At 60.9% G+C, this 22,459-nt stretch carries 18 protein-coding genes and 1 pseudogene; 13 read left to right on the top strand and 6 right to left on the bottom strand.

Annotation, left to right across the window (positions count from 1 at the left end; all coding sequences use genetic code 11):
* Nucleotides 1–9 precede the first annotated feature (9 nt).
* Nucleotides 10–1,761, bottom strand: a complete 1,752-nt coding sequence (locus F757_RS0103875) for an ABC transporter permease (RefSeq protein ID WP_027210251.1) — start codon at nucleotides 1,759–1,761, stop codon at nucleotides 10–12.
* Between the two features lie 783 nt (nucleotides 1,762–2,544).
* Here F757_RS0103875 and F757_RS0103870 point away from each other — a divergent pair.
* Both F757_RS0103870 and F757_RS0103865 read left to right on the top strand, forming a co-directional pair.
* Nucleotides 2,545–4,236 (top strand): sensor domain-containing diguanylate cyclase, encoded by a 1,692-nt coding sequence (locus F757_RS0103870; protein WP_027210250.1) that lies wholly within the window; start codon nucleotides 2,545–2,547, stop codon nucleotides 4,234–4,236.
* Nucleotides 4,237–4,347: 111 nt separating this feature from the next.
* The gene (locus F757_RS0103865; RefSeq protein ID WP_027210249.1) at nucleotides 4,348–4,614 is read left to right on the top strand and encodes a double-stranded DNA-specific endonuclease; all 267 of its coding nucleotides are present in this window, start codon (nucleotides 4,348–4,350) and stop codon (nucleotides 4,612–4,614) included.
* A 50-nt stretch (nucleotides 4,615–4,664) separates the two neighbouring features.
* Here the strand turns inward: F757_RS0103865 and F757_RS0103860 are convergent, their stop codons facing one another.
* Complete coding sequence (locus F757_RS0103860; RefSeq protein WP_027210248.1) at nucleotides 4,665–5,981, bottom strand: ATP-binding protein; 1,317 nt, start codon at nucleotides 5,979–5,981, stop codon at nucleotides 4,665–4,667.
* Entirely contained in the window at nucleotides 5,965–6,690 is a 726-nt protein-coding gene (locus F757_RS0103855) for a response regulator (RefSeq protein WP_013338547.1), read from the bottom strand. The genes F757_RS0103860 and F757_RS0103855 overlap by 17 nt, the downstream gene beginning before the upstream one ends.
* A 218-nt stretch (nucleotides 6,691–6,908) precedes the next feature.
* Between F757_RS0103855 and F757_RS0103850 the strand changes: the two genes are divergently transcribed.
* Complete coding sequence (locus F757_RS0103850) at nucleotides 6,909–7,451, top strand: periplasmic heavy metal sensor (protein WP_027210247.1); 543 nt, start codon at nucleotides 6,909–6,911, stop codon at nucleotides 7,449–7,451.
* A 270-nt stretch (nucleotides 7,452–7,721) separates the two neighbouring features.
* On the opposite strand, the gene F757_RS0103845 is transcribed toward F757_RS0103850, so the two are convergent.
* Entirely contained in the window at nucleotides 7,722–8,432 is a 711-nt protein-coding gene (locus F757_RS0103845) for a pirin family protein (protein WP_027210246.1), read from the bottom strand.
* 508 nt (nucleotides 8,433–8,940) lie between these two features.
* Between F757_RS0103845 and F757_RS0103835 the strand changes: the two genes are divergently transcribed.
* From F757_RS0103835 to F757_RS0103815, 5 genes are all read left to right on the top strand, one after another.
* On the top strand, nucleotides 8,941–9,717 hold the full coding sequence (locus tag F757_RS0103835; protein ID WP_027210244.1) for an ABC transporter substrate-binding protein: 777 nt from the start codon (nucleotides 8,941–8,943) through the stop codon (nucleotides 9,715–9,717).
* A 305-nt stretch (nucleotides 9,718–10,022) separates the two neighbouring features.
* Nucleotides 10,023–10,712, top strand: a complete 690-nt coding sequence (locus tag F757_RS0103830; RefSeq protein ID WP_027210243.1) for an ABC transporter permease — start codon at nucleotides 10,023–10,025, stop codon at nucleotides 10,710–10,712.
* Nucleotides 10,709–11,422 (top strand): ABC transporter permease, encoded by a 714-nt coding sequence (locus F757_RS0103825; RefSeq protein WP_013338542.1) that lies wholly within the window; start codon nucleotides 10,709–10,711, stop codon nucleotides 11,420–11,422. Before F757_RS0103830 ends, F757_RS0103825 begins: the two co-directional genes overlap by 4 nt.
* Before the next feature lie 41 nt (nucleotides 11,423–11,463).
* On the top strand, nucleotides 11,464–12,243 hold the full coding sequence (locus tag F757_RS0103820) for an ABC transporter ATP-binding protein (RefSeq protein WP_027210242.1): 780 nt from the start codon (nucleotides 11,464–11,466) through the stop codon (nucleotides 12,241–12,243).
* A gap of 618 nt (nucleotides 12,244–12,861) precedes the next feature.
* Nucleotides 12,862–13,983, top strand: a complete 1,122-nt coding sequence (locus tag F757_RS0103815; RefSeq protein ID WP_027210241.1) for a porin — start codon at nucleotides 12,862–12,864, stop codon at nucleotides 13,981–13,983.
* A gap of 208 nt (nucleotides 13,984–14,191) precedes the next feature.
* Here F757_RS0103815 and glnK read toward each other — a convergent pair whose 3' ends face one another.
* Nucleotides 14,192–14,530, bottom strand: a complete 339-nt coding sequence (gene glnK / locus F757_RS0103810; protein WP_006048444.1) for a P-II family nitrogen regulator — start codon at nucleotides 14,528–14,530, stop codon at nucleotides 14,192–14,194.
* 115 nt (nucleotides 14,531–14,645) lie between these two features.
* Nucleotides 14,646–16,409, bottom strand: a complete 1,764-nt coding sequence (locus F757_RS0103805) for an NAD+ synthase (RefSeq protein WP_027210240.1) — start codon at nucleotides 16,407–16,409, stop codon at nucleotides 14,646–14,648.
* Between the two features lie 151 nt (nucleotides 16,410–16,560).
* On the opposite strand from F757_RS0103805, the pseudogene F757_RS0103800 reads away from it, so the two are divergent.
* From F757_RS0103800 to F757_RS0103780, 5 genes and pseudogenes are all read left to right on the top strand, one after another.
* Nucleotides 16,561–16,827: pseudogene (locus F757_RS0103800) on the top strand (peptidogalycan biosysnthesis protein); the annotation flags it as partial.
* 345 nt (nucleotides 16,828–17,172) lie between these two features.
* Complete coding sequence (locus F757_RS0103795; RefSeq protein WP_156923510.1) at nucleotides 17,173–18,999, top strand: hypothetical protein; 1,827 nt, start codon at nucleotides 17,173–17,175, stop codon at nucleotides 18,997–18,999.
* Nucleotides 18,983–21,358 carry a hypothetical protein gene (locus F757_RS0103790; protein ID WP_198021339.1) on the top strand — a complete coding sequence of 792 codons (2,376 nt, stop codon included), beginning with the start codon at nucleotides 18,983–18,985 and terminating at the stop codon, nucleotides 21,356–21,358. The genes F757_RS0103795 and F757_RS0103790 overlap by 17 nt, the downstream gene beginning before the upstream one ends.
* Entirely contained in the window at nucleotides 21,355–21,963 is a 609-nt protein-coding gene (locus F757_RS0103785) for a hypothetical protein (protein ID WP_027210236.1), read from the top strand. Before F757_RS0103790 ends, F757_RS0103785 begins: the two co-directional genes overlap by 4 nt.
* A 35-nt stretch (nucleotides 21,964–21,998) precedes the next feature.
* Entirely contained in the window at nucleotides 21,999–22,367 is a 369-nt protein-coding gene (locus F757_RS0103780; RefSeq protein ID WP_198021338.1) for a hypothetical protein, read from the top strand.
* The last annotated feature ends 92 nt before the right edge of the window (nucleotides 22,368–22,459 follow it).

Genomic DNA, 22,459 nt, shown 5'->3' with positions numbered 1-22,459 from the left:
GCCGGGGCCTCAGTCCAGCCGCAGCCTCGCTTCCGCGTACGCGTACATCGGACGCCACAACAGGCGGTTGAACAGCGTCACGAACAGCGACATCACCGCGATCCCCACAATGATCTTCGGATAATCGCCTGCCGCCGTGGACTGCGCGATGTAGGCGCCCAGGCCGTGCGCGGCCACCTTCGTGTCGCCCCACTGCACGAACTCCGCGACGATGCTCGCGTTCCACGCGCCGCCCGACGCGGTGATCGCACCAGTCACGTAGTACGGGAAGATGCCCGGCAACATGGCCTGACGCCACCATTGCCAGCCGCGGATGTGGAAATTCCTGGCCGCTTCGCGATAGTCGTTCGGATACGACGTCGCGCCGGCAATCACGTTGAACAGGATATACCACTGGGTGCCGAGCACGATCAGCGGCGAGAGCCACACGTCCGGATTCAGGTCGAAACGCACGATTGCGATGACGAACACCGGAAACAGCAGATTGGCCGGAAACGCGGCGAGAAACTGCGCGAGCGGCTGGATCTTCTCGGCGAGCGCCGGGCGCAGGCCGATCAGCACGCCGACCGGCACCCAGATCACCGACGCCAGCGCGATCAGCAGCACCACGCGCAGCAGCGTGATGAGGCCAAGCAGAACCACGTGGCCGACTTCGTCGAGCGACACGCCGGTGCGCACGTAGATGAACACGCGGTACACCACATAGACCGTGCCGATCAGCACGAGCGCGCCCCACACCATGTCGCCGACGCGCGAGCTCTTCTGGATTTGCGGAATCTGGAAGCGCGGCCCTCGCAGCGCGGGCATGCGCAACGGCACCCGCGCGGCCTTCGCGAACATCCAGCCAAGCGGCACCAGTAGCCGATGAATCAGCCGTGTGCGGCGGATCAGGTCGAGCAGCCACGACTCGGGCGCGTCGCCGGAACTCGTGTTCTCCATGCGGAACTTGTCGGCCCAGGCCACCAGCGGGCGGAACAGGAACTGGTCGTACGCGAGAATCACGACGGTCATTGCGAGGATCACCCAGCCGATGGCATGCAGGTTCTTCTCGGTGATCGCATGCGCGAGATAGGCGCCAATGCCGGGCAGCGTAATGTTGCGGTTGCCGACGGTGATTGCCTCCGAAGCGACCACGAAGAACCAGCCGCCGGACATCGACATCATCATGTTCCAGATGAGGCCGGGCATCGAGAACGGTACTTCGAGCTTCCAGAAGCGCTGCCACGACGTCAGGTGAAAGCCCCGCGAGACTTCGTCGAGGTCGCGCGGCACCGTGCGCAGCGACTGATAGAAGCTGAACGTCATGTTCCAGGCCTGGCTCGTGAAGATCGCGAAGATCGCGGCGAGTTCGGCGCCCAGCACGCGCCCCGGAAAGAGCGCGAGAAAGAACGTGACCGTGAAGGAGATGTAGCCGAGCACCGGCACCGACTGCAGGATGTCGAGAATCGGCACCAGCACGAGGCCCGCGCGGCGGCTCTTGGCGGCGAGCGTGCCGTAGACCAGCGTAAAGATCAGCGACGCGACCATGGCCGCGAGCATGCGCAATGTCGTGCGCATCGCATACTCCGGCAGATTCGCCGGGTCGAGCGAGATCGTCTGGGTCTTCAGTGTGGACATCGGCGCGAGCGTTTCGTGAAAGCCGATCGCGGCCATCGCGATGATGCAGATGATGAGCGGGAACGCGACGAAGTCCCAGCGATTGGGCAGCACCCGCCATGCCGACGCATTGGCGGTGCGCTTCAGGTCGAAGCTGAAATCCATCAGGCCCACTCCTTATCTATACAGGCGTTCAAACGCACGAAGGAGGCAGCGGTTGCCGCACAGCGGTCTGAAGATCGGTCCGGAAAGCGGAAATCAGGCATGGCAAAACGCGTATGCGCGGTAAATCGTTAGCGTAGGAGACATGGGGACCGGCAATTGAAGCGCCGCTGGGCACGCCGCCCGGGACCTCATTCGTCAAGCCAGAGTCCTGTCGCCGCAGGCGCCGCCCGTAGGCTGGCGAGCTTTCCTTTGTTTTGGACGGCACGACACTACACCATCCTACGTTTCAGGCACAACCATTGACGGCAATTCACAGCCTCTTGCAACGGCCGGCTGACAACGGGCCCGCAATGGCCTGACAGTGGCCTTGTGCCGAACACGGCTCGCGATGCCGCAGGCTTTCTGCCTTGCCGCTGCCCCGTGCGATCGCGGCAGCAAGCAGCTTGCGCCCGTACTGCGAGTGTGTTGGCCGCCTCGCGCAACCGGCTACAACATCAAGAAACCAGCGCGGTTGCCGTTAAAAGCCTGATGGGTGCAGACAATCCGAATTTCATGGCCCAACAATAACGGTGCCCCCTGGCCCCATGACGGTTAAAATTCTCAAAGATGCACCTGTGCTGGTGGTTTTACCCTGGCCCGCTGCGGGGGCTTGCCACCGTGCACTGCAATAACAGCAGACAACCGGACAGCGCGACCCCGAGCGAAACGCGGGGCAACGTAGCGCCGCGGGGCTGCCACGAATAAGCTAGTTGCATGTCTCCAGCCAGACGGATCAGAGGGTCGATGAACAGGACAACCTTGCGCCACGCAACGGGCCCGATCGGCTTCATGCTGATCGTACTGGCTTGCTGGTTCGTCGCCGGCATGGTCGCGGACCGGATGGTACAGCAAGAGCTCGCGGCGGCGTTGCACGCGCAACGTCAGATGGCCGCCTCGATCGTCGACAACATGGCAGAGGTGATCGCAAGCGACCTTGCCATGTCGCGGGCCATCCCCGCCACGATGGCCGAGATGGACGTGATCCAGCGCGCGCTGGTGCAATCCCGGAATTATGCCGCGAACAGCGGGGCGACGGAACCCGCCCTGCGTGCAGCGTTGCAGAAGGACCCGCGCATGGGTCCCGTGAGCACCTTCCTGCACCGCGCCCAAGGCTTCTCCGGACTCGACCAGGTATGGCTCGTAAATGCCAACGGCATCTGCGTGGCCTCGAGCGATGTCCGCGGCGATCCGCAGGCGCCGCGCAGTTCCTTCCTGGGCATCGACATGCGAGTGCGCGCCTATCTGACCAAAGCTCTGCTCGGCGCGTTCTCGGAGACCTATGGCGTGGGGCGCACGACCGGCGAACCGGGCATCTTCATCGCAGTGCCGGTCTACGCCGACGGGGAGCTGGCGGGCGCGGTCGTCGCCAAGGTGGGGATCGCGCGGCTGCGCCACTGGGTCGCGCATGCCGGCACGTTCGTCGCCGACGACAACGGCGTCGTCATCATGGCGCACGACAGCAAGCTCGAAGGCCACGCTCTGCCCAACTCACGCGTCGCGAAGATGAGTGTTGCCGAGCGCAACGTGACCTATCGCCGCGACGGATTCCCGGACATCCAGATCCGTGTCGATACCCAGGTGCGCGAACAGGCGCCGTGGGTGTCCGCCGCCACGGCCGGGCAATTGTTCGGCTCCGCCGGGCAGCCGGGGCCGTCGCTGTATCAGACGCGCAGCGGCCTGAACTCCGGGCTCTCGGCGCATCTCGTCGAGCCGCTTTCCGCCTGGCCCGAACTGCTGCGCAACCATAAGCGCGACCATCTGCTGGTGTTCCTGACGCTGGCGGGCACCGTGGCGCTCGCGTGGGTGATCACCGTGTCGTATGTGCGCGAGCGGCGCCATCATCGAGCCACACGCGATCTCGCGGAGCAGTTGCAATCGGCCAATACGCTGCTTTCGGCGGAGGCGCGGCACGACGCGCTGACGGGAGCGCTGTCGCGCCGCTACTTCCTCGACTTGCTGCGTCACGAGATCGACCGCGCGCATCTCGGCAACCAGCCGCTGTGCATGGCGATTGCCGACCTCGATCACTTCAAGCAGATCAATGACCGCTTCGGCCATGCCGCCGGCGACCGCGCGCTCGAACATTTCGTCGACACCTGCCGCGCGGAACTGCGCGGCGCCGATGCGATCGGCCGGCTCGGCGGCGAAGAATTCGGGTTGCTGCTGCCGGCCACCGACCTTGCCGGCGGCCGCGAAGTAGTCGAGCGCCTGCGTTTGCGTCTGAAAGCGGTGCCGTCGTCGAAGCTGCCGGCCTCCGTGACGCTGAGCGTGAGCATCGGCATTACCGAGCTTGCCGTCGACGACCTGCCGGAGCGGATCATGAGCCGCGCCGACATGGCACTCTACGCGGCGAAGACCGGCGGACGCGACCGCACCGAAGCCCTGCCTCCCGACGACACCGCCCCGCCCGCACGCACGGTCGCGAACGTCTGGTAGCGAACGCCCCCTTCTCACCCAGCGCAAGCCAGGACTTCGAGCCTTCCCCGACGAGGCAGGTATGATCGGCACTGACTCGAGTTGTCGCTACCGCTTTAACGGGAGATTTGCATGAAGGGAAATCTGGTCATTGTGTGCCGCGATCAGGATGCTGACGCATTCGATCATCTGCTGGCCGAGTACGGCGCGTTTCAGACGCGGCTGTCTTCCACCGCGTGGTATCTGAAGCTGGAGGTCGCGCCCGAAGTCATTCAGGAGGAGATCCTCACGCGCCTTGGCAAATACACGACCCACTACATATTCGAGGCCGAAAGCGTGACGTGGAACACCGTGGATAGCGAAGCGGCGAATGCGCTGAACACGCTGTTCTCCGACTAGTGTTCTGCGACTGGAGCCAGGCGCGCCGCAACACCGCGCCTGCAGCCCATCTACCAGACGGTTTCCGACGCGGCCCGCGCCTGAGGCAGCGCGGAAAGCGGAAAGCTCATCAGGACGCGCAAGCCTCGGCCTTCGTGGTTGCCGATCTCCCACTCGCCCCCGGCGCGCCGCACCAGCCGCTCGACGATGGCGAGGCCAAGGCCGCTATGGCCATTGCCGCCGCGCGCCGGATCGAGCCGCACGAAGGGCCGGCTTGCATTGACGAGGTCTTGTGCGGCAATGCCCTTGCCGTTGTCGCTCACTGACAGTGTGAAGCCCTGCGCGGTGCGCGCGGTGGCAACGACAATGGGCGGCGCACCGTACGCATGCGCATTGTCGAGCAGGTTCGACAGAATCCGGTCGAGCGTGGCCGCGGGCAGCAGAAAGCCCGGGCCGGCGCGCAACTCCGTGTGGACGGTCGCGGCACCGGCGGCCACCGCGCGATAGCTGCGCACCACCCGCTCGCATTGCGCGTCCACTTCGACGGCTTCGCTGCGGTCGGCGCCGTCATGCGCGAACACGAGGAATTGCTCGACGATGTGGGTCATCGAATCGACATCGCGCACCACGCCGTCGCGCATCTTCGCTTCGTCCATCATTTCGGCGCGCAGCCGAAGACGCGCAAGCGGCGTCTTCAGATCGTGCGCGACGCCCGCGAGCATCACCGCGCGGTCATTTTCCGTACGCGCGACTTCCTGCACCATCTGATTGAAGCCATGTGTCAATTGGCGCAACTCGCGCGGCCCGCGTTCGGGCACCGGCGGCACCGGCAGGCCGCGGCCGAAGCGCGCCACCGCCTGCGCGAGCGAGCGCAACGGCTGCTGCAACGCCCATGCGGCAAAAAGCGCCGCCATTACCGCGAACGAGAAGATGATGACGAGCCACAGCACGGTGCGGTCGAGCGAGCGCGGCGGCCGCAGCGGCTGCACCGGCACGACGATCCAGCTGCGGTCCGTGGGCGCGCGCACCCACAGCGTGGGCGGACGCCCCGGCAAACCGACGCGCACCTGGGTGCCGGACGGCATACGGTCGCGTGCGTCTTCAATGAAACGCTCGAGCGGCGGCGGCATGTCCGGCATTTCGGGCGGCACCTCGGGGCTCGCCGGGTCCACAAGTTTCACGCGTGACGGCAGCGGCTGGTCCGGGTTGCGGGCCACGTGCTGGCGCACCGCATCGACGAGAAAAGTCGCTTCCTCGACGGCGTAGCGGGTCTGCAACTGGCTGCGCTCGAGACGCATGAGCGCGTACCACGCGAAATGCGACAGCAGCAACACCGCGACGACCAGCAACGCCAGCCGCCCAAACAGTGAATCAATGGGCCGGCGCATGCTGTTCGCCGTCGGGCACGAACACGTAGCCCCGCCCGCGCACCGTCTGAATGAAGCGCGGCGTGGACGGGTCCGTTTCGAGAATGCGGCGCAGACGCCACACCTGAACGTCGATGCCGCGGTCAGTGCCGTCGTATTCGGGACCGTGCAGCAGCTCGAGCAGACGCTCGCGCGTCAGCGTGCGCATCGGGTGATTGACGAAAATTTTGAGCAGCGCGAACTCGCTGCCTGACAGCGTGAGCGGTTTGTCTTCCAGATGCAGCGTGCGCGACTGGAAGTCCAGCGTGAAGCGGCCGAAGCTGAACGGTTCGCGCTGCTCGGGCGCCGCCGCCGAGGGCAGCGTGCGGCGCCGACGCAGGACCGCCTGCACGCGCGCGAGCAGCTCGCGCGGGTTGAACGGTTTGCCGAGGTAATCGTCCGCGCCCAGTTCGAGACCGACGATACGGTCGACGTCGTCCGCGCGCGCGGTCAGCATGATGACGGGGATGTCGTCACCCGAAGCGCGCAGCTTGCGCAATGCGGTGAGCCCGTCCACGCCCGGCATCATCAGATCGAGCACGATCAGATCGGGACGCTCGCGCTCCAGCCTGCGCTCGAGCGAGCCCGCGTCGTGCAGCACCGAAACCTCGATGCCCTGGCGGGCCAGATAGTCGCGCAGGAGATCGCGCAATTCGACGTCGTCGTCGACAACAAGTATTTGAGTAGCCATGAATGAAGTTTAACGCGCGGCACGGGCGGTTTTCGATTTCAAGCCGGCCTCAAGGGTTACCGGGTGTTACGGTGAAAGCTGCGCGTAATGGGCCGTAATAGCGGTGCGAGGCCGCGTAACACAGGGACCGGCGCAGTTCTCTACGCTGTGTCTTACCGAATGCACGCCGCCGCCTGGATCGGATGCATCGTCGGCTATTCCATTACAAGGAGCCTTATATGTCCACCAGAAAAATCTCGCGCGCCCTCGCCGTTGCCGCCACCGCTCTCGCCATTGGCGCGGGCGCGGCCTATGCCGCCCAACCCGCTCACGAGGCCCACGGGGGCCCCGGCGGCCCGGGCGCTTGGCATGGCCACTTCATGAAGGAGCTCACGCAACTGCATGACCAGTTGAAGCTGAACGCAGACCAGGAGAAGCAGTGGCAAGCCGCGCTCGACACCATGAAGCAGGGCCATGAGGCCATGCGCGCCAACCACGAGCAGATGAAGAACCAGTTCAAGGCCGTGCAGCAGCAGCCGATTCTCGATCTGAACGCGATGGCCGCCGCTCATCAGCAAATCGAACAGAAAGACGCGCAGTTGCGTCAGCAAACTACGGACGCCTGGCTCAAGTTCTATAACGGCCTGAAAGACCAGCAGAAGACTACCGTCAGCACCGCGCTCAAACAGCGCTTTGCAAAGATGGAATCGCGTCACGAGAAGATGCGCGAGCGCTGGCAGCAACATCATGGCGCGGCGTCGGCACCTGCCGCGAGTCAGTGAGCGGAAAGGCGGTTGCGCTGACGGTCGCTGACACTTGCTGACAGTCGCTGCGCGCGGCGCGCCTTGCGAGCCCGCGCTGCGCCAAGGCGGCTGGCATCGCTGCCTTCGTAAAACAGAAACGCCACGGAGAAGTTTTTCGTGGCGTTTTTTATTGAGCCGCCCGAGGTTCCACCGGTCCACCAATCCGCCGGTCGGTCAGGCGGCTTGCGCCCCGGTTGGCACTGGTTGCACGCTCAACCATTTCCGGTTGAGCTTGTAACGCGCGCCAGGTCACCCGTTCAATCGTCCCAAGTCGAACAGCAGCGCTTCCGCCTGCTCGCCCTTTTCGAGCGTCACCGTGTCGGTATCGCTGAGCTTGGCTGCGTCGCCGGCTTGCAGTGCTTCGCCGTTTACCGTCAGCGAGCCGCGCGCCACGTGCACGTAGACGAGCCGCCCTGGCGGCACCGCGAAGCTTGCTGTCTCCGCGCCGTCGATGAGCGCGGCGTAGATCGACGCGTCGGCGTGGATCGTCACCGAACCGTCGCGGCCGTCGGGCGACGCCACGACGCGCAGGCGGCCACGTTTTTCCGCGGCGTCGAAGCGCTTTTCCTCGTAGCCCGGCTGATCGCCGGCACGTTGCGGAATCACCCATATCTGCAGAAGGTGCGCTTCTTCGTCCTGCGACGCGTTGAACTCGCTGTGCATCACGCCCGTGCCGGCGCTCATGCGCTGCACGTCGCCGGGACGAATCGTCGAGCCGTTGCCCATACTGTCGCGGTGCGCGAGCGCACCTTCGAGCACATAGGTGACGATCTCCATGTCGCGGTGTCCGTGCGTGCCGAAGCCTTGCCCGCCCGCGATGCGGTCTTCGTTGATCACCCGCAGCGGCCCGAAATGAACATGCTCGGGGTCGCGATAGTCGGCAAACGAAAAGCTGTGATACGAGTCGAGCCAGCCGTGGTTGGCATGGCCCCGTTCTGCGGAGCGGCGGATTTCGATCATGACGTACTCCCGGTGAAATTGGCGATGGCGAGAATGTATGGGCTTGCCCCCTCGCGGACAATCGCGTGCCAATGCACCGGATCGTTTCGCAAATCCGCGTAATCGGACTAGAGCGCACTACAGCGCACCCAGACGGCGCGAGGCCACATGAGGCCGCATGAGCCCTCGGCAGGCCATATCACTGCGCGCGCCTTCCACGCCGCTCCTCGGCCCAAACCGCAGCGCACGGCTTTACCCGATGCCCCACGCATGCGTCGCGCCTGCGCAACGCCCTTGCCGCGGCGCGGAACAGGACGGACGTCGCGCACTGGCGCGCGTTCCCTGTTCGGGTAAAATACCGCGCTTTTCACCGCACATGGTGGCGCAAAGCGCGCCGGCACAGCCGGACGCGACGCGGCAAAGCCGCGACGGCGCCGCAATTTTGACCGCCTAGAATAGCGACGGCCGGCCACAAGCCAGGCTTCGTCGGGATCGGACACCGAGACGATCAGTTTGACCCAGGAGAAACATGAAGAAGCTCGCACTGTGCGTAGCGCTCGCCGTCATGGCCACCGGCGCCATGGCAAAAGAATGGAAAACCGTACGCATCGGGGTTGACGCCAGTTATCCGCCGTTCGAATCGAAGGCGGCCAGCGGCCAGATAGTCGGGTTCGACGTCGATCTGACCAAGGCACTGTGCGCAAGAATGAACGTCAAATGCGTATGGGTGGAGCAGGATTTCGACGGCATCATCCCCGCACTGAAGGGCAAGAAGTTCGACGCGATCGTGTCGTCGTTGACTGTTACGGACAAGCGCCGCGAGCAGATCGACTTTTCGGACAAGCTGTTCGACGCTCCTGCCCGCATGATTGCGAAAGCCGGCTCGCCGCTCCTGCCCACCGCTGAATCGCTGAAAGGCAAGCGCGTCGGCGTCGAACAGGGCACGACCCAGGAAGCGTACGCCAAGGCGTACTGGGAGCCGAAGGGCGTGACCGTGGTGCCCTATCAGAACCAGGATCAGGTCTACGCCGACCTCACCTCCGGCCGGCTCGACGCCGCGCTGCAAGACGAAATCCAGGCCGACGCCGGGTTCCTGAAAACGCCGCGCGGCAAGGGCTTCGCGTGGGCCGGCCCGGAAGTGAAAGACGCCAAAACCATCGGCGAAGGTACGGCCATCGGTCTGCGCAAGGAAGATGCCGAACTGAAGACGATGTTCGACAAGGCGCTCGCGCAGGTTCATCAGGACGGCACGTTCAGGAAGCTCGAAAAGCAGTACTTCGACTTCGAGATCTACCCGGGACACTGAGCGCAGAGCGGGCCCGCCTGAAACGGCCACCTGCTTCCGAGCCCGGCCGGGCTCCCTCAGATGCAGCAAGAGGAGACTCGGGGCTCGCCCGCATGGGCGTGCCCGGGGCTTCGTAATACAGTCGGTCTGGTTTCAAAGAGAGTCGAAAAGCGCGCTGCAAGGCCGGCAACGGCCATGCAGTCATGATTTGCACAGCGGTGCGCTGTGCGCCGCGAAGCGCGGCGGGCCATGCCCGCGGTGGTACGCGGCGCCGGTCCGGCCGCGTCTTTCGCGGTGTGTCGCAAACGCATCGTCAAGGACCCCCTATGTTCCTTCAAGGCTACGGCCCGCTGCTTCTCAACGGCACCTGGCAAACCGTCAAGCTGGCGGTTCTGTCACTGGCGCTCGCTTTCTTGCTGGGCCTTCTCGGCGCGGCGGCGAAACTGTCGAAGAACCGTCTCTCGTACGGCGCCGGCACGGTCTACACGACGCTCGTGCGCGGCGTGCCCGACCTCGTGCTGATGCTGCTGCTCTTCTACAGCATCCAGATCTGGCTCAACAATCTGACCGACATGCTCGGCTGGGAGCAGATCGACATCGATCCGTTCGTGGCCGGCGTCGCGGTGCTCGGCTTCATCTACGGCGCGTACTTCACCGAGACGTTCCGCGGCGCGTTTCTCGCGGTGCCGCGCGGCCAGCTCGAAGCCGGCGCAGCCTACGGCATGACGAGCTGGCAGGTGTTCTCCCGCATCATGTTCCCGCAGATGATGCGCTTCGCGCTGCCCGGCATCGGCAATAACTGGCAGGTCATGGTGAAGGCCACGGCGCTGGTGTCGATCATCGGCCTCGCGGACGTGGTCAAGGCTTCGCAGGACGCGGGCAAAGGCACCTTGCGGTTCTTCTTCTTTACCCTGTTTGCGGGGGCCATCTATCTCGTCATCACCACAGTGTCCAACTTCGTGCTGATGTACCTCGAGAAGCGTTACTCGACTGGCGTGCGAAAGGCGGATCTATGATCGAGATCATTCAGGAATACTGGCGCAACTATCTCTATACCGACGGCTACCGCTTTACGGGCCTCGCGATCACGCTGTGGCTGCTGGTCGTGTCGATCGGGCTCGGCTTCTGCCTGTCGATTCCCCTTGCAGTGGCGCGCGTCTCGAAGAAGAAATGGCTCGCCGGTCTGGTCTGGCTCTACACCTACATCTTTCGCGGCACGCCGCTCTATGTGCAGTTGCTGCTCTGCTACACGGGTCTGTACAGCCTCGAGATCGTGCGCAATCACGAGCTGACCAACGCGTTCTTCCGCGAAGGCATGAATTGCACGCTGCTCGCCTTCACGCTGAACACCTGCGCGTACACCACCGAAATTTTCGCGGGTGCGATCAAGGCCACGCCCTACGGCGAAATCGAAGCGGCGCGCGCCTACGGCATGTCGTCGTTCACGCTGTACCGGCGCGTGATTCTGCCTTCGGCGCTGCGCCGCGCGCTGCCGTACTACAGCAATGAAGTGATTCTGATGCTGCACGCCACGACCGTCGCCTTCACCGCGACCGTGCCGGACATCCTCAAGATCGCACGCGACGTGAACTCGGCGACGTACCAGTCGTTCAACGCTTTCGGCATTGCCGCCCTGCTCTATCTGTGCATTTCTTTCGCGCTCGTGTGGCTGTTTCGCCGCGCGGAGCGCCGCTGGCTCGCCTATCTGCGGCCGCAAGGCAAATAACCGGCCCCGCGCCCCGCACGTCAGCACGCCCAAGGATCCTGATGAACAACACGAAGCAAAAGCTTTTCGTCGACGAGCTTCATAAACAGTACGGCGACAACGAAGTCCTCAAGGGTGTTTCGCTGAAGGCGAACGCCGGCGACGTAATCAGCGTGATCGGGTCGTCCGGTTCGGGCAAGAGCACGATGCTCCGCTGCATCAACTTCCTGGAACAGCCGAACGCCGGCCGCATCTTCGTGGATGGCGAAGAAGTGCGTACGCAACTTGCGAAGAACGGCGCGCTGCGCGTGTCCGATCCCAAACAGTTGCAGCGGGTGCGGACCAAACTGTCGATGGTGTTCCAGCACTTCAACCTCTGGTCGCACATGAACGTGCTCGAAAACATCATCGAGGCGCCCGTGAACGTGCTCGGCCTCAAGCGCAAGGAAGCCGAAGACCGCGCTCGCGAGTATCTGGAGAAGGTCGGTCTTGCACCGCGCCTCGAGAAGCAGTATCCGTCGCACTTGTCGGGCGGCCAGCAGCAGCGTGTGGCGATTGCCCGCGCGCTCGCCATGCACCCCGACGTCATGCTGTTCGACGAGCCGACTTCCGCACTCGACCCCGAACTGGTCGGCGAAGTGCTCAAGGTCATGCAGACGCTGGCCGAGGAAGGCCGCACGATGATCGTCGTCACACATGAAATGGCGTTCGCCCGCAACGTGTCGAATCACGTCATGTTCCTGCATCAAGGCCGCGTGGAAGAAGAAGGCCACCCGGATGAGGTCTTCAGGAACACACGCAGCGAGCGGCTCAGGCAGTTCCTTTCCGGGAGCCTCAAATAGAAACATATGGCACAGCCTGGTATTTGAGATTTCCCGACGAAACTTGATTACCGGCTGTAGTCGAAGTAGTTTTACAAGGCGCTTACGAGCGCCTTTTTTATTTCGGTCAACTGCGTAATCCGCGCTTTCTGGCCGCGAAAGTCTGGTCTCATCCGCCCTCCAGCCCCCGTTTTCCGCACTAGCCTGCCGTATCGCACGCGTCAATAGTGGCAATCCTTGATCTTGCCTCCGCCGATCCGTGATTCCCTTGCCGCATAAGGGTTTTAGCCGTTTCGGCCCATGCCGCAACGGGTCTTGGCGCACATCTGTATTGCAATTTGGAGACACAGGTCAGCGTCGGTACTAATTTCTTCTCACACCGAAGTCTATTTTTGATAAATTAGTAACCAAAGTAGCAAAAACTAAGTACATTAAAAGTAGTTTGACTTCAAAGCACAGAGGAGAACCGGTCGGCGAGGGATCGGCATGACGCAAAGAACAGCCCCAAGGCTGCACGTCAGGACAGGAGACCCATCCGCCCGCTAATCTCCCTGGTACCGATTTCTGTTCGGCGCGGCTCGCGTCCGAACACCATTCGCAGTACTGGGTTTCACTTTTTGACAGGGTATGGAGGAGAAGATGAAGAAAGCTTTGCTCGCCGCTGCGCTGATGTCGGCCGGGGTCGTTGCGCATGCTCAAAGCAGCGTGACACTGTATGGCCGCCTGGATGCAGGTCTTGAATACATCAGCGGGCTGCCGAATGCCAACTATACCGGTTCAACCTCGCGCTGGCGCGCGGAAAGCGGTGACTGGGGCACGAGCCTGTGGGGTATGAAGGGCGTCGAGGACATCGGTGGCGGCAACAAGGTCCTGTTCCAGTTGGAAGGCTCTTTCAACACGATGAACGGCCAGGGTCCTGGCGGCGGCGGTCTCTTCAATCGCTGGGCAACGGTCGGTCTGTCGAACAGCGCATACGGTACGCTGACCATGGGCCGTATGCTCTTCATCTCCAACGGCGTGTGGGACTTCGATCCGTTCGGTCAATCGAACTGGTCGTCGGCATCGCTGGTGCGTGGCCGCAACTGGCCGCAATCGAGCAACAACATCGCTTACCAGTCGCCGAAGTTCTACGGCTTTGACGTGTACGGCCAGTACGCGCTGTCGAACGCGACGAACTGGAACGGTAACGGCACGACGCCGCAAGGCCGTGAAGCCGGTCTGCAAGTGACGTACACCTCGTCGCTGTTCCAGCTGCGCGGCATGTACGACGAAATCCGCAACAGCGCAAACGGCAACTTCACCGACCCGTTCAGCGCATCGCGTGAATACACGGCTGCGTTCAACGTGTTCCTCGGTCAGTTCAAGATCCAGGGCGCGTACCAGGCAGTGCGTACTTCGTCGGCTGCTTCGGCCGCCGGCACCGCTCCGACCTCGCTCGACCACGAATGGGGTGGCGTGACGTGGCAAGCCACGCCGGCTGCAGCGCTGATCGCAGCGGTCTATCACGTGAACGCGAACAAGGGCGGCGGCAACGCGACGATCTACACGATCGGCGGCTCGTACAACCTGTCCAAGCGCACGCTGCTGGACATCCAGATTGCGACCGTGCGTAACAGCAAGTCGGCCAACTTCGGTCTGGACGCGAACAGTGCAGGCCCTGGCGGCAACATCACGTCGGGCGGCACGACCACGTACAACGAGAACCCGCTGCCGGGTCACAGCCAGACCGGCGTGTACGCAGGTATCCAACACTCGTTCTAACCGGACAGTGTTCCCCGAAGGCAAAGCCTTCGGGGTCTAGAATTTCTTCAAGAGAATCTTTTTCACGCTGCTGCGAGAGGCGCGTATCGGTGCGATGTCCGAAAGGGTATCGCACCGTTTTTTATTGGTGCGCGAGCTTTTGTTAATTCGCGGGGAAGCGCATGGCGTTCGAGTCACGCGCGGCGCACCGCTTCGGTGCGCGAGCGGCTTACACTGCCGCTTCGTTCTCCTCGCCGGTGCGGATGCGAATCACGCGTTCCACGTCCGCGACGAAGATCTTGCCGTCGCCGATCTTGCCGGTGCGCGCTGCGCCGATGATCGCGTCGATCACCTGATCGCACTGATTGTCCGCCACGACCACTTCGATCTTCACTTTCGGCAGGAAGTCGACTACGTATTCTGCACCACGATAGAGCTCGGTATGGCCTTTCTGCCGGCCGAAGCCTTTGACCTCGGTAACGGTCAGACCCGTGAGGCCGACTTCAGCGAGCGCCTCGCGCACTTCGTCGAGTTTGAACGGTTTGATGACTGCGGTGATGCGCTTCATGGCGAACCTCGTCTCGTGACTGGAAGAGTGAAAGGAAGATGGATGATTTTTATTCTACGCCGCGCCGGTTGCCTTGCGGCAGTCCGGCGCGCTTCGGGGAGCGCATCACGCCCGTTCATTCCACCGGTTCTGTATAGCGCGAGGTGATCGGATAACGCCAGTCGCGCCCGAACGCGCGATGCGTGACGCGAATGCCGATGGGCGCCTGGCGGCGCTTGTACTCATTGATCTTGATGAGCCGCGTGACGCGCTTCACGTCTTCGGCCGCGTAACCCGCGGCGATGATTTCGGCGAGCGAGCGGTCCTCCTCCATATACATGCGCATGATCGCGTCGAGCACGTCATACGGCGGCAAGCTGTCCTGATCGGTCTGGTTCTCGCGCAATTCCGCGGAAGGTGCGCGCGTCAGGATGCGCTCGGGAATCACATTCTGCCTGTCGAAGGTGCTCGCCTGATTGCGGTAATGGCAAAGACGGTACACGAGCGTCTTGGCGATGTCCTTGATCACCGCGAAGCCGCCGGCCATGTCGCCGTACAGCGTGCAGTAGCCCACCGCCATCTCGCTCTTGTTGCCGGTTGTCAGCACGATCGAGCCGAATTTGTTCGACAGCGCCATCAGCAACGTGCCGCGAATGCGGGCCTGAATGTTTTCCTCGGTGGCGTCTTCAGGCCGTCCTGCGAACTCTTGCGCGAGCGAGTTGCGAAACGCGTCGAACATCGGCGCAATCGCGATTTCGTCGTAACGCACGCCGACGCGACGGGCCATGTCGGCGGCGTCCGTGGTGGAGATGTCCGCCGTGTAGCGCGAGGGCATCATCACGGCGCGCACGCGCTCTGCGCCGAGCGCGTCGCATGCGACCGCCAGCACCAGCGCGGAATCGACGCCGCCGGACAAGCCGATCAGTGCGCCCGGAAAACCGTTCTTGTTCACGTAGTCGCGCACGCCAATGACGAGCGCGGCGTACACCTGCGCCTCGAGCGTGAGCTCGGGCGCGATTGCGTGGCTCATGCCGCTGCTGCCGTTCGCCGCGCTTGTGTGGCTGCGCACCGGCGCGCCGTTTTCGAATTCGACGAACGCGGTCGTCTCCTCGAACTGCGGCATTTTCGCGACCAGTTCGCCGTGAGCGCCGAGCACGAACGAGCCGCCGTCGAACACCAGTTCGTCCTGCGCGCCGACCATGTTCACGTAGACCATCGGCAATCCCGTCTCGCGAATCCGCGCGCGCAGAATGTCGAAGCGCACCGCTTCCTTGTTCAGGTGAAACGGCGAGCCGTTCGGAATCAGCAGCACCTGGGCGCCCGCGGCCTTCGCCATTTGCGCGGCCGACGCATGCCACGCGTCCTCGCAGATCACCACCCCGTACTTCACGCCGTCGAGCTCGAACACGAACGGCTGCGGGTCGGACGCGAAATAGCGCTTCTCGTCGAACACTTCAGTGTTGGGCAGATCCTGCTTGCGATAGGTGCCCACGATCCTGCCATCGACCAGCAACGACGCCGCGTTGAACGTGTCGACCGGCGGCACGCCGCGCTCGATTGGCGCGTTTGCATTACCATGACCCTGGTTCGCGCCGTTCGCCGCGCCGTTCGCAGCCCCGTCCGCGCGATCACGCAGCGGATGACCGACAATCACATGCAGCCCGCCAAACGGCTCGAGCTGAGCGGCGAGGTCTCTGAGCGCCGCGGCGCTCGCGGTATAGAAGGCGGGGCGCAACAGTAGATCTTCGGGCGGGTAGCCGGACAGCGCGAGTTCGGGCGCGACCAGCAATTTCGCGCCGGCGTTGTAAGCGTCACGTGCGGCGGCAACGATCTTCGCGACATTGCCGGCGAAGTCGCCGACGGTGACATTGATTTGGGCAAGAGCGATTCGTGTCTTCATGGCAGGATCGACGGGCAAGCCAAGAGCTTGCGAGTCACGCGGCTTGTTATTGGCTCGACGGAACGGATGAACGGGCAAACGACAATCGGATAAACGAACGACGCAGTACGTGCTCGACGGACCGTGTCGCTCATTGGGACAGTCACACAGATTGAATCAGGAACGCTTTGATTATCGCACGGGCATTCTGGCGTCGCCCTCCGAGGTTGACGCCGCCGAATGGAACGCCCTCCTCGCGCGGCAGCCGCAACCCACGCCGTTTTTGCGTCACGAGTTTCTGAACGCGCTGCATGTCACGCGTTGCGCGGTGGCGGACACGGGTTGGGCACCGCAATTCGTCACGCTGACCGATCCGCTCACGGGCAAGCTCGCCGCGGCCGCGCCGGTTTACCTGAAGGGCCATTCATACGGCGAGTATAACAATTTATGTCGTATCACTTGCCGTGACCGACCGACCGAGCTCGCGTAAACCCTTGTAAATAAAGACAATTTATTGTCGTATACTGAAACCATCGACTTGTGCATGTCTCGGCGAATTAGCGGCGGACCCCATGCCGGGCGGCCAGTTGCTGAGATGCTTCAGTTTCTGAGCCGTTGTCCCTGCTCAGGAAAAAGTGTCGAACGGGCCGCGATGTTTGCGGAGGGCCTGACCGGACGCGGAGTCGCCATGCAGACGTCAATAGTCTTCCCCTCGTGTCACACCCAGACTCCGGATGGCGCCGTGATACACGCGCGGAAGCGATTGCACGGTCGCGAAAGGTGGGTGCAGTTTGCAATCGAGTTCGACAGACTTGGCATCGCAAGAGGCGGACTCCTAGACAGCGTAATTCAGGGAATGGACTGTCCAATCGGCGCGAGCAATGTCGCTGCGTTCGTGCGGGTATTGCGCGGTTCGGGGCCACACCTTACCTTCAGGCAAATTCTTGGGAAGCCAGCGCACCTACTGACCACGCCAGAGATTCACCTGATGTATTGCTTCGTTGAAGAGCAAGTATCGCAGTGGGGCGGCTCGTCACATTACATGCAGGCTTTTCAGGCGCGAAAGATATTCGAGTATTGTCAACATAAGCTTGCGGACGGCACGGCAATTGAGGACGTGGGCTTTTGCTCTCGATTTGATACGCCAGGAGAAAGAAAAGAGAAGGACTGGACTGGCTTCTGTATCCCGGACCACCCCAACCCAGCATTGCGTAAACCGGTATCTGCAATCGTTGAGTTTGATGACCTCGAGAATCTAAGAATCAAAGCTAAAGACAACGTTGAGGGTATACGAGATTATATTTGCCAGAAATGCACAGAGACACTAGATGCGCACGAAGCGCTTGTCAATACGTTGCTTGCAACGAAATGCGAGGGAACCAGCAAATTACCAGCTCGAGTTGCTCGCACACTTGAGAATGGCGGAAATCTGAGTGTGAGGCTTTTTCGGCAGTTACCCGAAGAGCAAAGATTTCGAGTCGCACTCTATATGATTGAACGAGACCAACTCTACATCCGGCCTCCGAAAAAAACGCTATACCTAACCAGACTGAGTGCACTGTATCCGCTATCACATGTGCAAACGAACCGAGTCATGTTTGGAGCAGCACTTTCGGATTACTATCTTCCCCGCTTAGCCGTCGTCGCATGCATATTACTTATCGCAGTTGACACTGGGTGGAATTCCGAAACCATCCTTTCGATGAGGCCCGAGGACGTCGTTGCTACTGAAACTGGTATTCTGCTGATTGGCATCAAAGGTCGGACGGAGAAACGCCAATACAGCTTAACCGTTACAAACACAGACGCCGACTCGGCTAATGAGGTAGATGCCACCGACCGCGACATAAACAATCCTCTGACCATCCGTGCTGTCCAACTTCTTCTGGCCCATCAACGCCGTGTTCGACTATTCATGGGGAAAGACGAAGCTTCGATGTTCGCAACATTGAACCTAACACTTAAGCGCGAAGACCTGATTTTCCAGATACCTAATCTCCATTCGGCACTTCACGAATTCTGTGATTTTCATCAGCTCCCTCGCTTTTGTTTCATAAAGCTTCGAGACCTCGCCGCGCACGTGGATTACCTGTCCCCAGATGGCAGCATCTACACCGTCAACGCTTTCCTGAATCAGAAAGACCTTGTCACGACGTCAATTTACATACATTCGACCATAACAAGAAGTCTTCACGAGGCGAATATTTTGCGGTACATGAAAAAGCTTGCTGCAACGATTTTATTCGACTGCGGCCGTGAAGAAATCATAGAGAAAAAGAAAATTGACAAAAGACTGATAGACACAAAAATCTTGTTTCCTGCAAGTCCAATGCAAGCAGAGGAAACGCGGTCACGCATCGACGACTGGATTGACTCAGGCGGACAGTTACAACTGACAATAGGCGAAACGGAAATAAGACACTGCGCGCTGCAATATCAATATTACAAAAAAAACTTTCACATTTTGCTCAATGCAAATTCGGAGCGATTCATCTATCGCCACCTACCTCGCATAGTAGCCACCATCGCAATGCGACGGGTTATTGAAGCCAGTCGGCACAAAGCTGTACTGACCAGATTCGAGGCAACCATCCATGGCACGCCACTATAGAAGACCCTCTTACTACCCCGCGGGTGCTGCTGAGACAATCCCAAGTTTCGATGCCCGCGAGGATTCACCTAGGCCTGTCGCCAATCCTGCGCATGGAGGAACTTCTTTGGAGGAGAGATGCGCGGGAAGCAAAAGCCACCGCTTCCTGAGTGACTGGGCCGACGACGTCGTTGTCATCGATACTGCTCGCGTCCACGGAAAGATATCGCCTCGCTCGATTGACTTGACCGCGTTGGTTCTTGACTGCACCGGCGACCAAAGCATCTACGAAGCGCCCATGCCACTTACACATTTTCGCTCGCTGGTCGACGCCACCAAAATAGCTATCAACACCGTGCTTGAGCGCAACAACAGGGGCAATGTTTGGGCTGGCGTTACTCGCGCCCTTCGGACAATGTTAAGAATATACATATGGATGATGCGCTCAGGTGTCTATGAGCTGAAAGACCTCACACAGTCGATGATTGACGAATTGATAGTCAACCTTAGCCAACTGCAATGGGGCCGAATCCTCCGATATCATCGGTCGCTTGTCGTTTTGTGGTATCGCGCAAAAGCAGACCCGAGTCTCGCTGCCCGCTTGCACGGCCTAGCCCGGAAGGACCGGAAGTCCCCCGTAAACATAATCGAGATTGAGCGGGCGGCTGGTATACCAATGCCGGACGATGCGATTCCGCCTTGGTTCCGTCGCCGGATTGCGCGCGCCAATGGGGACCCTCGCCCCGTTGACCATAAGCGGCGCGACTTCTTCAAGCCGTCTGCGGGAGAGCTTCGCGAGACCATGATGGTCTTCAATCTCTTGGCACTTCACCCTATCGGAGGCGATTCCATCTTATTCATGCCTTACGCAAATGTCGAAGGGCGCCTGGCCGAACTGACCACAGAAGAGCCGGGCCGAACCGAGAACCTTGATGTCTCGACCTGCATGAAGCTGATGAATGAATGCCTGCTGTGGCTTTATGACCGGGGCCCGCTCGTAGTCGAGTTGTTGTGCGCTATGAGAAGCGCCCTGGAGACCACCGGTTCGGAGGCCCAGCGGAACCGCCGTGCTGCAGCCGCGGTTAGCGCATACTACGCCGCGGAACGGTCACGGTTTAACATGCCTTACGAAAACATTTGCCTAGATAGTGGTCCCGCCTCCCTCACAGGGCTGGTCAAGACAACACAGGCGGCGATGGCCTTGATTATCGGGTTGAACCACGGCCGGAGGACGAACGAAATTGTTGGAACAGAGGTACCTTGGGGACTCTACTTTGGGGCTCTTCGTAGCGCAGGGGACGGATATAACGACTGGAGTGTCGAATTTTTCGTCGAGAAAGGCATTCAGGATTACGTGACATTCGCCGCGAATGAGCTTGTTGCAGACGCTACTGCTTTACTCCATGACATCTACACGGAGTATCGTCCCCTTCGCACTGAACCACCAATTGTCCCAAAGTCCCGGGAGGCGGGGCGGAGCAGTAAGCTCTTCGCGTTTCGAAGTCCGTCCGTTGCGGGTTTCAATGCGAACAAGCCATTCCAGTTCCACCAGCGCGTGCATATGCGGGAGCTCTTCAGGCTGGCCGACTGCGATATATCGCTCTTCCACGGCAGCCAGTTACCGCTTCGGCGCATGTTTGTGACGCTGTATTTCAACCGCTACGATTGCGCGGAGCTGCCGGCGATGAGCCGTCACCTCGGCCATCTATCCGTGCGGTCCACGTTACCTTACTACACAGACAACCCCGGCCGACGTCCTGACAAGCGTATCTCTAATACCATCGCAAAACGTAGAAGAGAGACGAAAAGCGTCATCAAGGCCATGAAGGAAGGCGAAACTGCCTACCTCGAGAAGCTCGTCGAAGACTGCTTTGTTGGCAGAGATACATCCGGTCTGTTCCCTTTCCTCATCCTGAAACTCACGAAGCGCTTATCGGCGAGCGTCGAGTTTCGGGCGACCCCGCTGGAGGACAAGGTGAAGCAAGTTGCCGGCATGCTTGAGCGCCGCGGCTACCTGCCTACTGTCCATCAGCATGGACCCTGCATGGCAAAGTCTCCGCGCCATACATTGAAAATGTCAAACTGCTTCAAGGATGGGGACATTCATCGCGAGAACGCCTCGCCATCGATGTGCAAAGGCTGCGTCCATTTTCATTGCACCGATGGCTATCTCGCTCAGTGGCAAGAAGACGCGGACCTTGCGCGTGCCGAAAGCAACGACTTCAACTTCCCTATCGCTGTTCGTGCTCATAAGGCAGAGCACGCCAATTTCATGGAGGCCTTGATTGATTCGGAGCGGCAGGTCTCCAAGAGAGTCAGCGACCTGTTCCAAAAGCTTACCGCGAGCTGGTCCGAATTCATTGAGGGGCAAGCAACATGACCTCCACCGGTGTATCACCGCTCCGTGTTGAGGCCGAAGGAAAAATCGACGTTAAGCTCGCTGTTCTGGAGAGCTGGATACAGCATGGCATCCCCTGGCTTACTCAGGACTACGGTGGTCAGTTTGTGCGCGCTGCGTCTGAGGAGAAGGTGCTCGACTACTACCCTCGCACTCTCGAGCAGTTCGCTGAGTGGGACGGAACACAGAACTGCCTCGCGACGCGGAATCTGCTTCCCGAACTTCGGTCGATGAGCCGCAATACGCTGAATAAGTCCTACCATAGCGTGCGGCGAGGCCAAGTCGATGAGATTCTTGAATCACTTGACGTAAAGGCTCTTGACCAACTGCAGCGCGTCAATAAAGCAAATCGCATCCACGCTCTCGAAAGCGAAGTGAGGCGACTCGAGAAGGTGGTGCAGCGCCAGGAGCAGGACGTCGTGATTTTTCGCCGGAAGGCGGACATTGCGGAGAACAAATTGCACGACGAACGCAAAGCAAGGGTCCGCGCGACGAAGCAGTACCGTGAAGAGATTCGAGTGTTACAGGCGGAGGTTGCATCGCTGACCAAGCAGGTTAAGAGCATTGTCGGACTGAAGCGAAAATGAACTCACGAAAGAACAATGGGCGGAGTCCACAGCAAGTGGGCCAAGACAATGCAATCCGACTGGCTAAATGGGCCGAGGTCACCCCCATCCAGGACATGCCACTTAACCAGTTCGGACGAGTCGCTAAAGAGCCGATTTGCAAGCTGCTCAACATTTCACCGTCTACTGTCGGCAGCAATGCTAGGTTGCAAAAGATTTTCTCCGACCTCAACGACAGACTGAGGCCCCTCGTCCGTGCTCGCCGTCCTCGTGTCAAGGATGGAAAAGCTGCATCGGCCTTGCTCGACGAGGCGTTGAGGCTGAATTGTCAAACCACCGCCGAACTTCAAAAGACGCAACAGAAGCTCTCGCGCCTGAGCTATCTCGAAAACTCTGGCGTGCTTGTTCGCGAGCCGACATCGTGAGCCACGAGACGATTTCTGGCACGGTATCGCACCTGCTCCACATAGGACCTAACGGAGGCGTGATTTTTGCCTTCGACTGTCACCCGCCACGG

The organism is Burkholderia sp. WSM2232 (genome assembly GCF_000472545.1).
In the GTDB taxonomy this organism is placed as follows: Bacteria; Pseudomonadota; Gammaproteobacteria; order Burkholderiales; family Burkholderiaceae; genus Paraburkholderia.
The sequence above is the reverse complement of the archived record's forward strand: the minus strand, read 5'-3'. Positions and strand labels throughout refer to the sequence as shown.

Bases quoted from the DNA above. Each gene is read 5' to 3' on its own strand.
- F757_RS0103875 (WP_027210251.1), bottom strand. From the start codon at position 1,761: ATGGATTTCAGCTTCGACCTGAAGCGCACCGCCAATGCGTCGGCATGG.
- glnK (WP_006048444.1), bottom strand. From the start codon at position 14,530: ATGAAGCGCATCACCGCAGTCATCAAACCGTTCAAACTCGACGAAGTG.
- F757_RS0103865 (WP_027210249.1), top strand. From the start codon at position 4,348: ATGAAGGGAAATCTGGTCATTGTGTGCCGCGATCAGGATGCTGACGCA.
- F757_RS0103820 (WP_027210242.1), top strand. From the start codon at position 11,464: ATGAACAACACGAAGCAAAAGCTTTTCGTCGACGAGCTTCATAAACAG.
- F757_RS0103815 (WP_027210241.1), top strand. From the start codon at position 12,862: ATGAAGAAAGCTTTGCTCGCCGCTGCGCTGATGTCGGCCGGGGTCGTT.
- F757_RS0103790 (WP_198021339.1), top strand. From the start codon at position 18,983: ATGGCACGCCACTATAGAAGACCCTCTTACTACCCCGCGGGTGCTGCT.
- F757_RS0103825 (WP_013338542.1), top strand. From the start codon at position 10,709: ATGATCGAGATCATTCAGGAATACTGGCGCAACTATCTCTATACCGAC.
- F757_RS0103850 (WP_027210247.1), top strand. From the start codon at position 6,909: ATGTCCACCAGAAAAATCTCGCGCGCCCTCGCCGTTGCCGCCACCGCT.
- F757_RS0103830 (WP_027210243.1), top strand. From the start codon at position 10,023: ATGTTCCTTCAAGGCTACGGCCCGCTGCTTCTCAACGGCACCTGGCAA.
- F757_RS0103845 (WP_027210246.1), bottom strand. From the start codon at position 8,432: ATGATCGAAATCCGCCGCTCCGCAGAACGGGGCCATGCCAACCACGGC.
- F757_RS0103805 (WP_027210240.1), bottom strand. From the start codon at position 16,409: ATGAAGACACGAATCGCTCTTGCCCAAATCAATGTCACCGTCGGCGAC.
- F757_RS0103860 (WP_027210248.1), bottom strand. From the start codon at position 5,981: ATGCGCCGGCCCATTGATTCACTGTTTGGGCGGCTGGCGTTGCTGGTC.
- F757_RS0103785 (WP_027210236.1), top strand. From the start codon at position 21,355: ATGACCTCCACCGGTGTATCACCGCTCCGTGTTGAGGCCGAAGGAAAA.
- F757_RS0103855 (WP_013338547.1), bottom strand. From the start codon at position 6,690: ATGGCTACTCAAATACTTGTTGTCGACGACGACGTCGAATTGCGCGAT.
- F757_RS0103870 (WP_027210250.1), top strand. From the start codon at position 2,545: ATGAACAGGACAACCTTGCGCCACGCAACGGGCCCGATCGGCTTCATG.
- F757_RS0103835 (WP_027210244.1), top strand. From the start codon at position 8,941: ATGAAGAAGCTCGCACTGTGCGTAGCGCTCGCCGTCATGGCCACCGGC.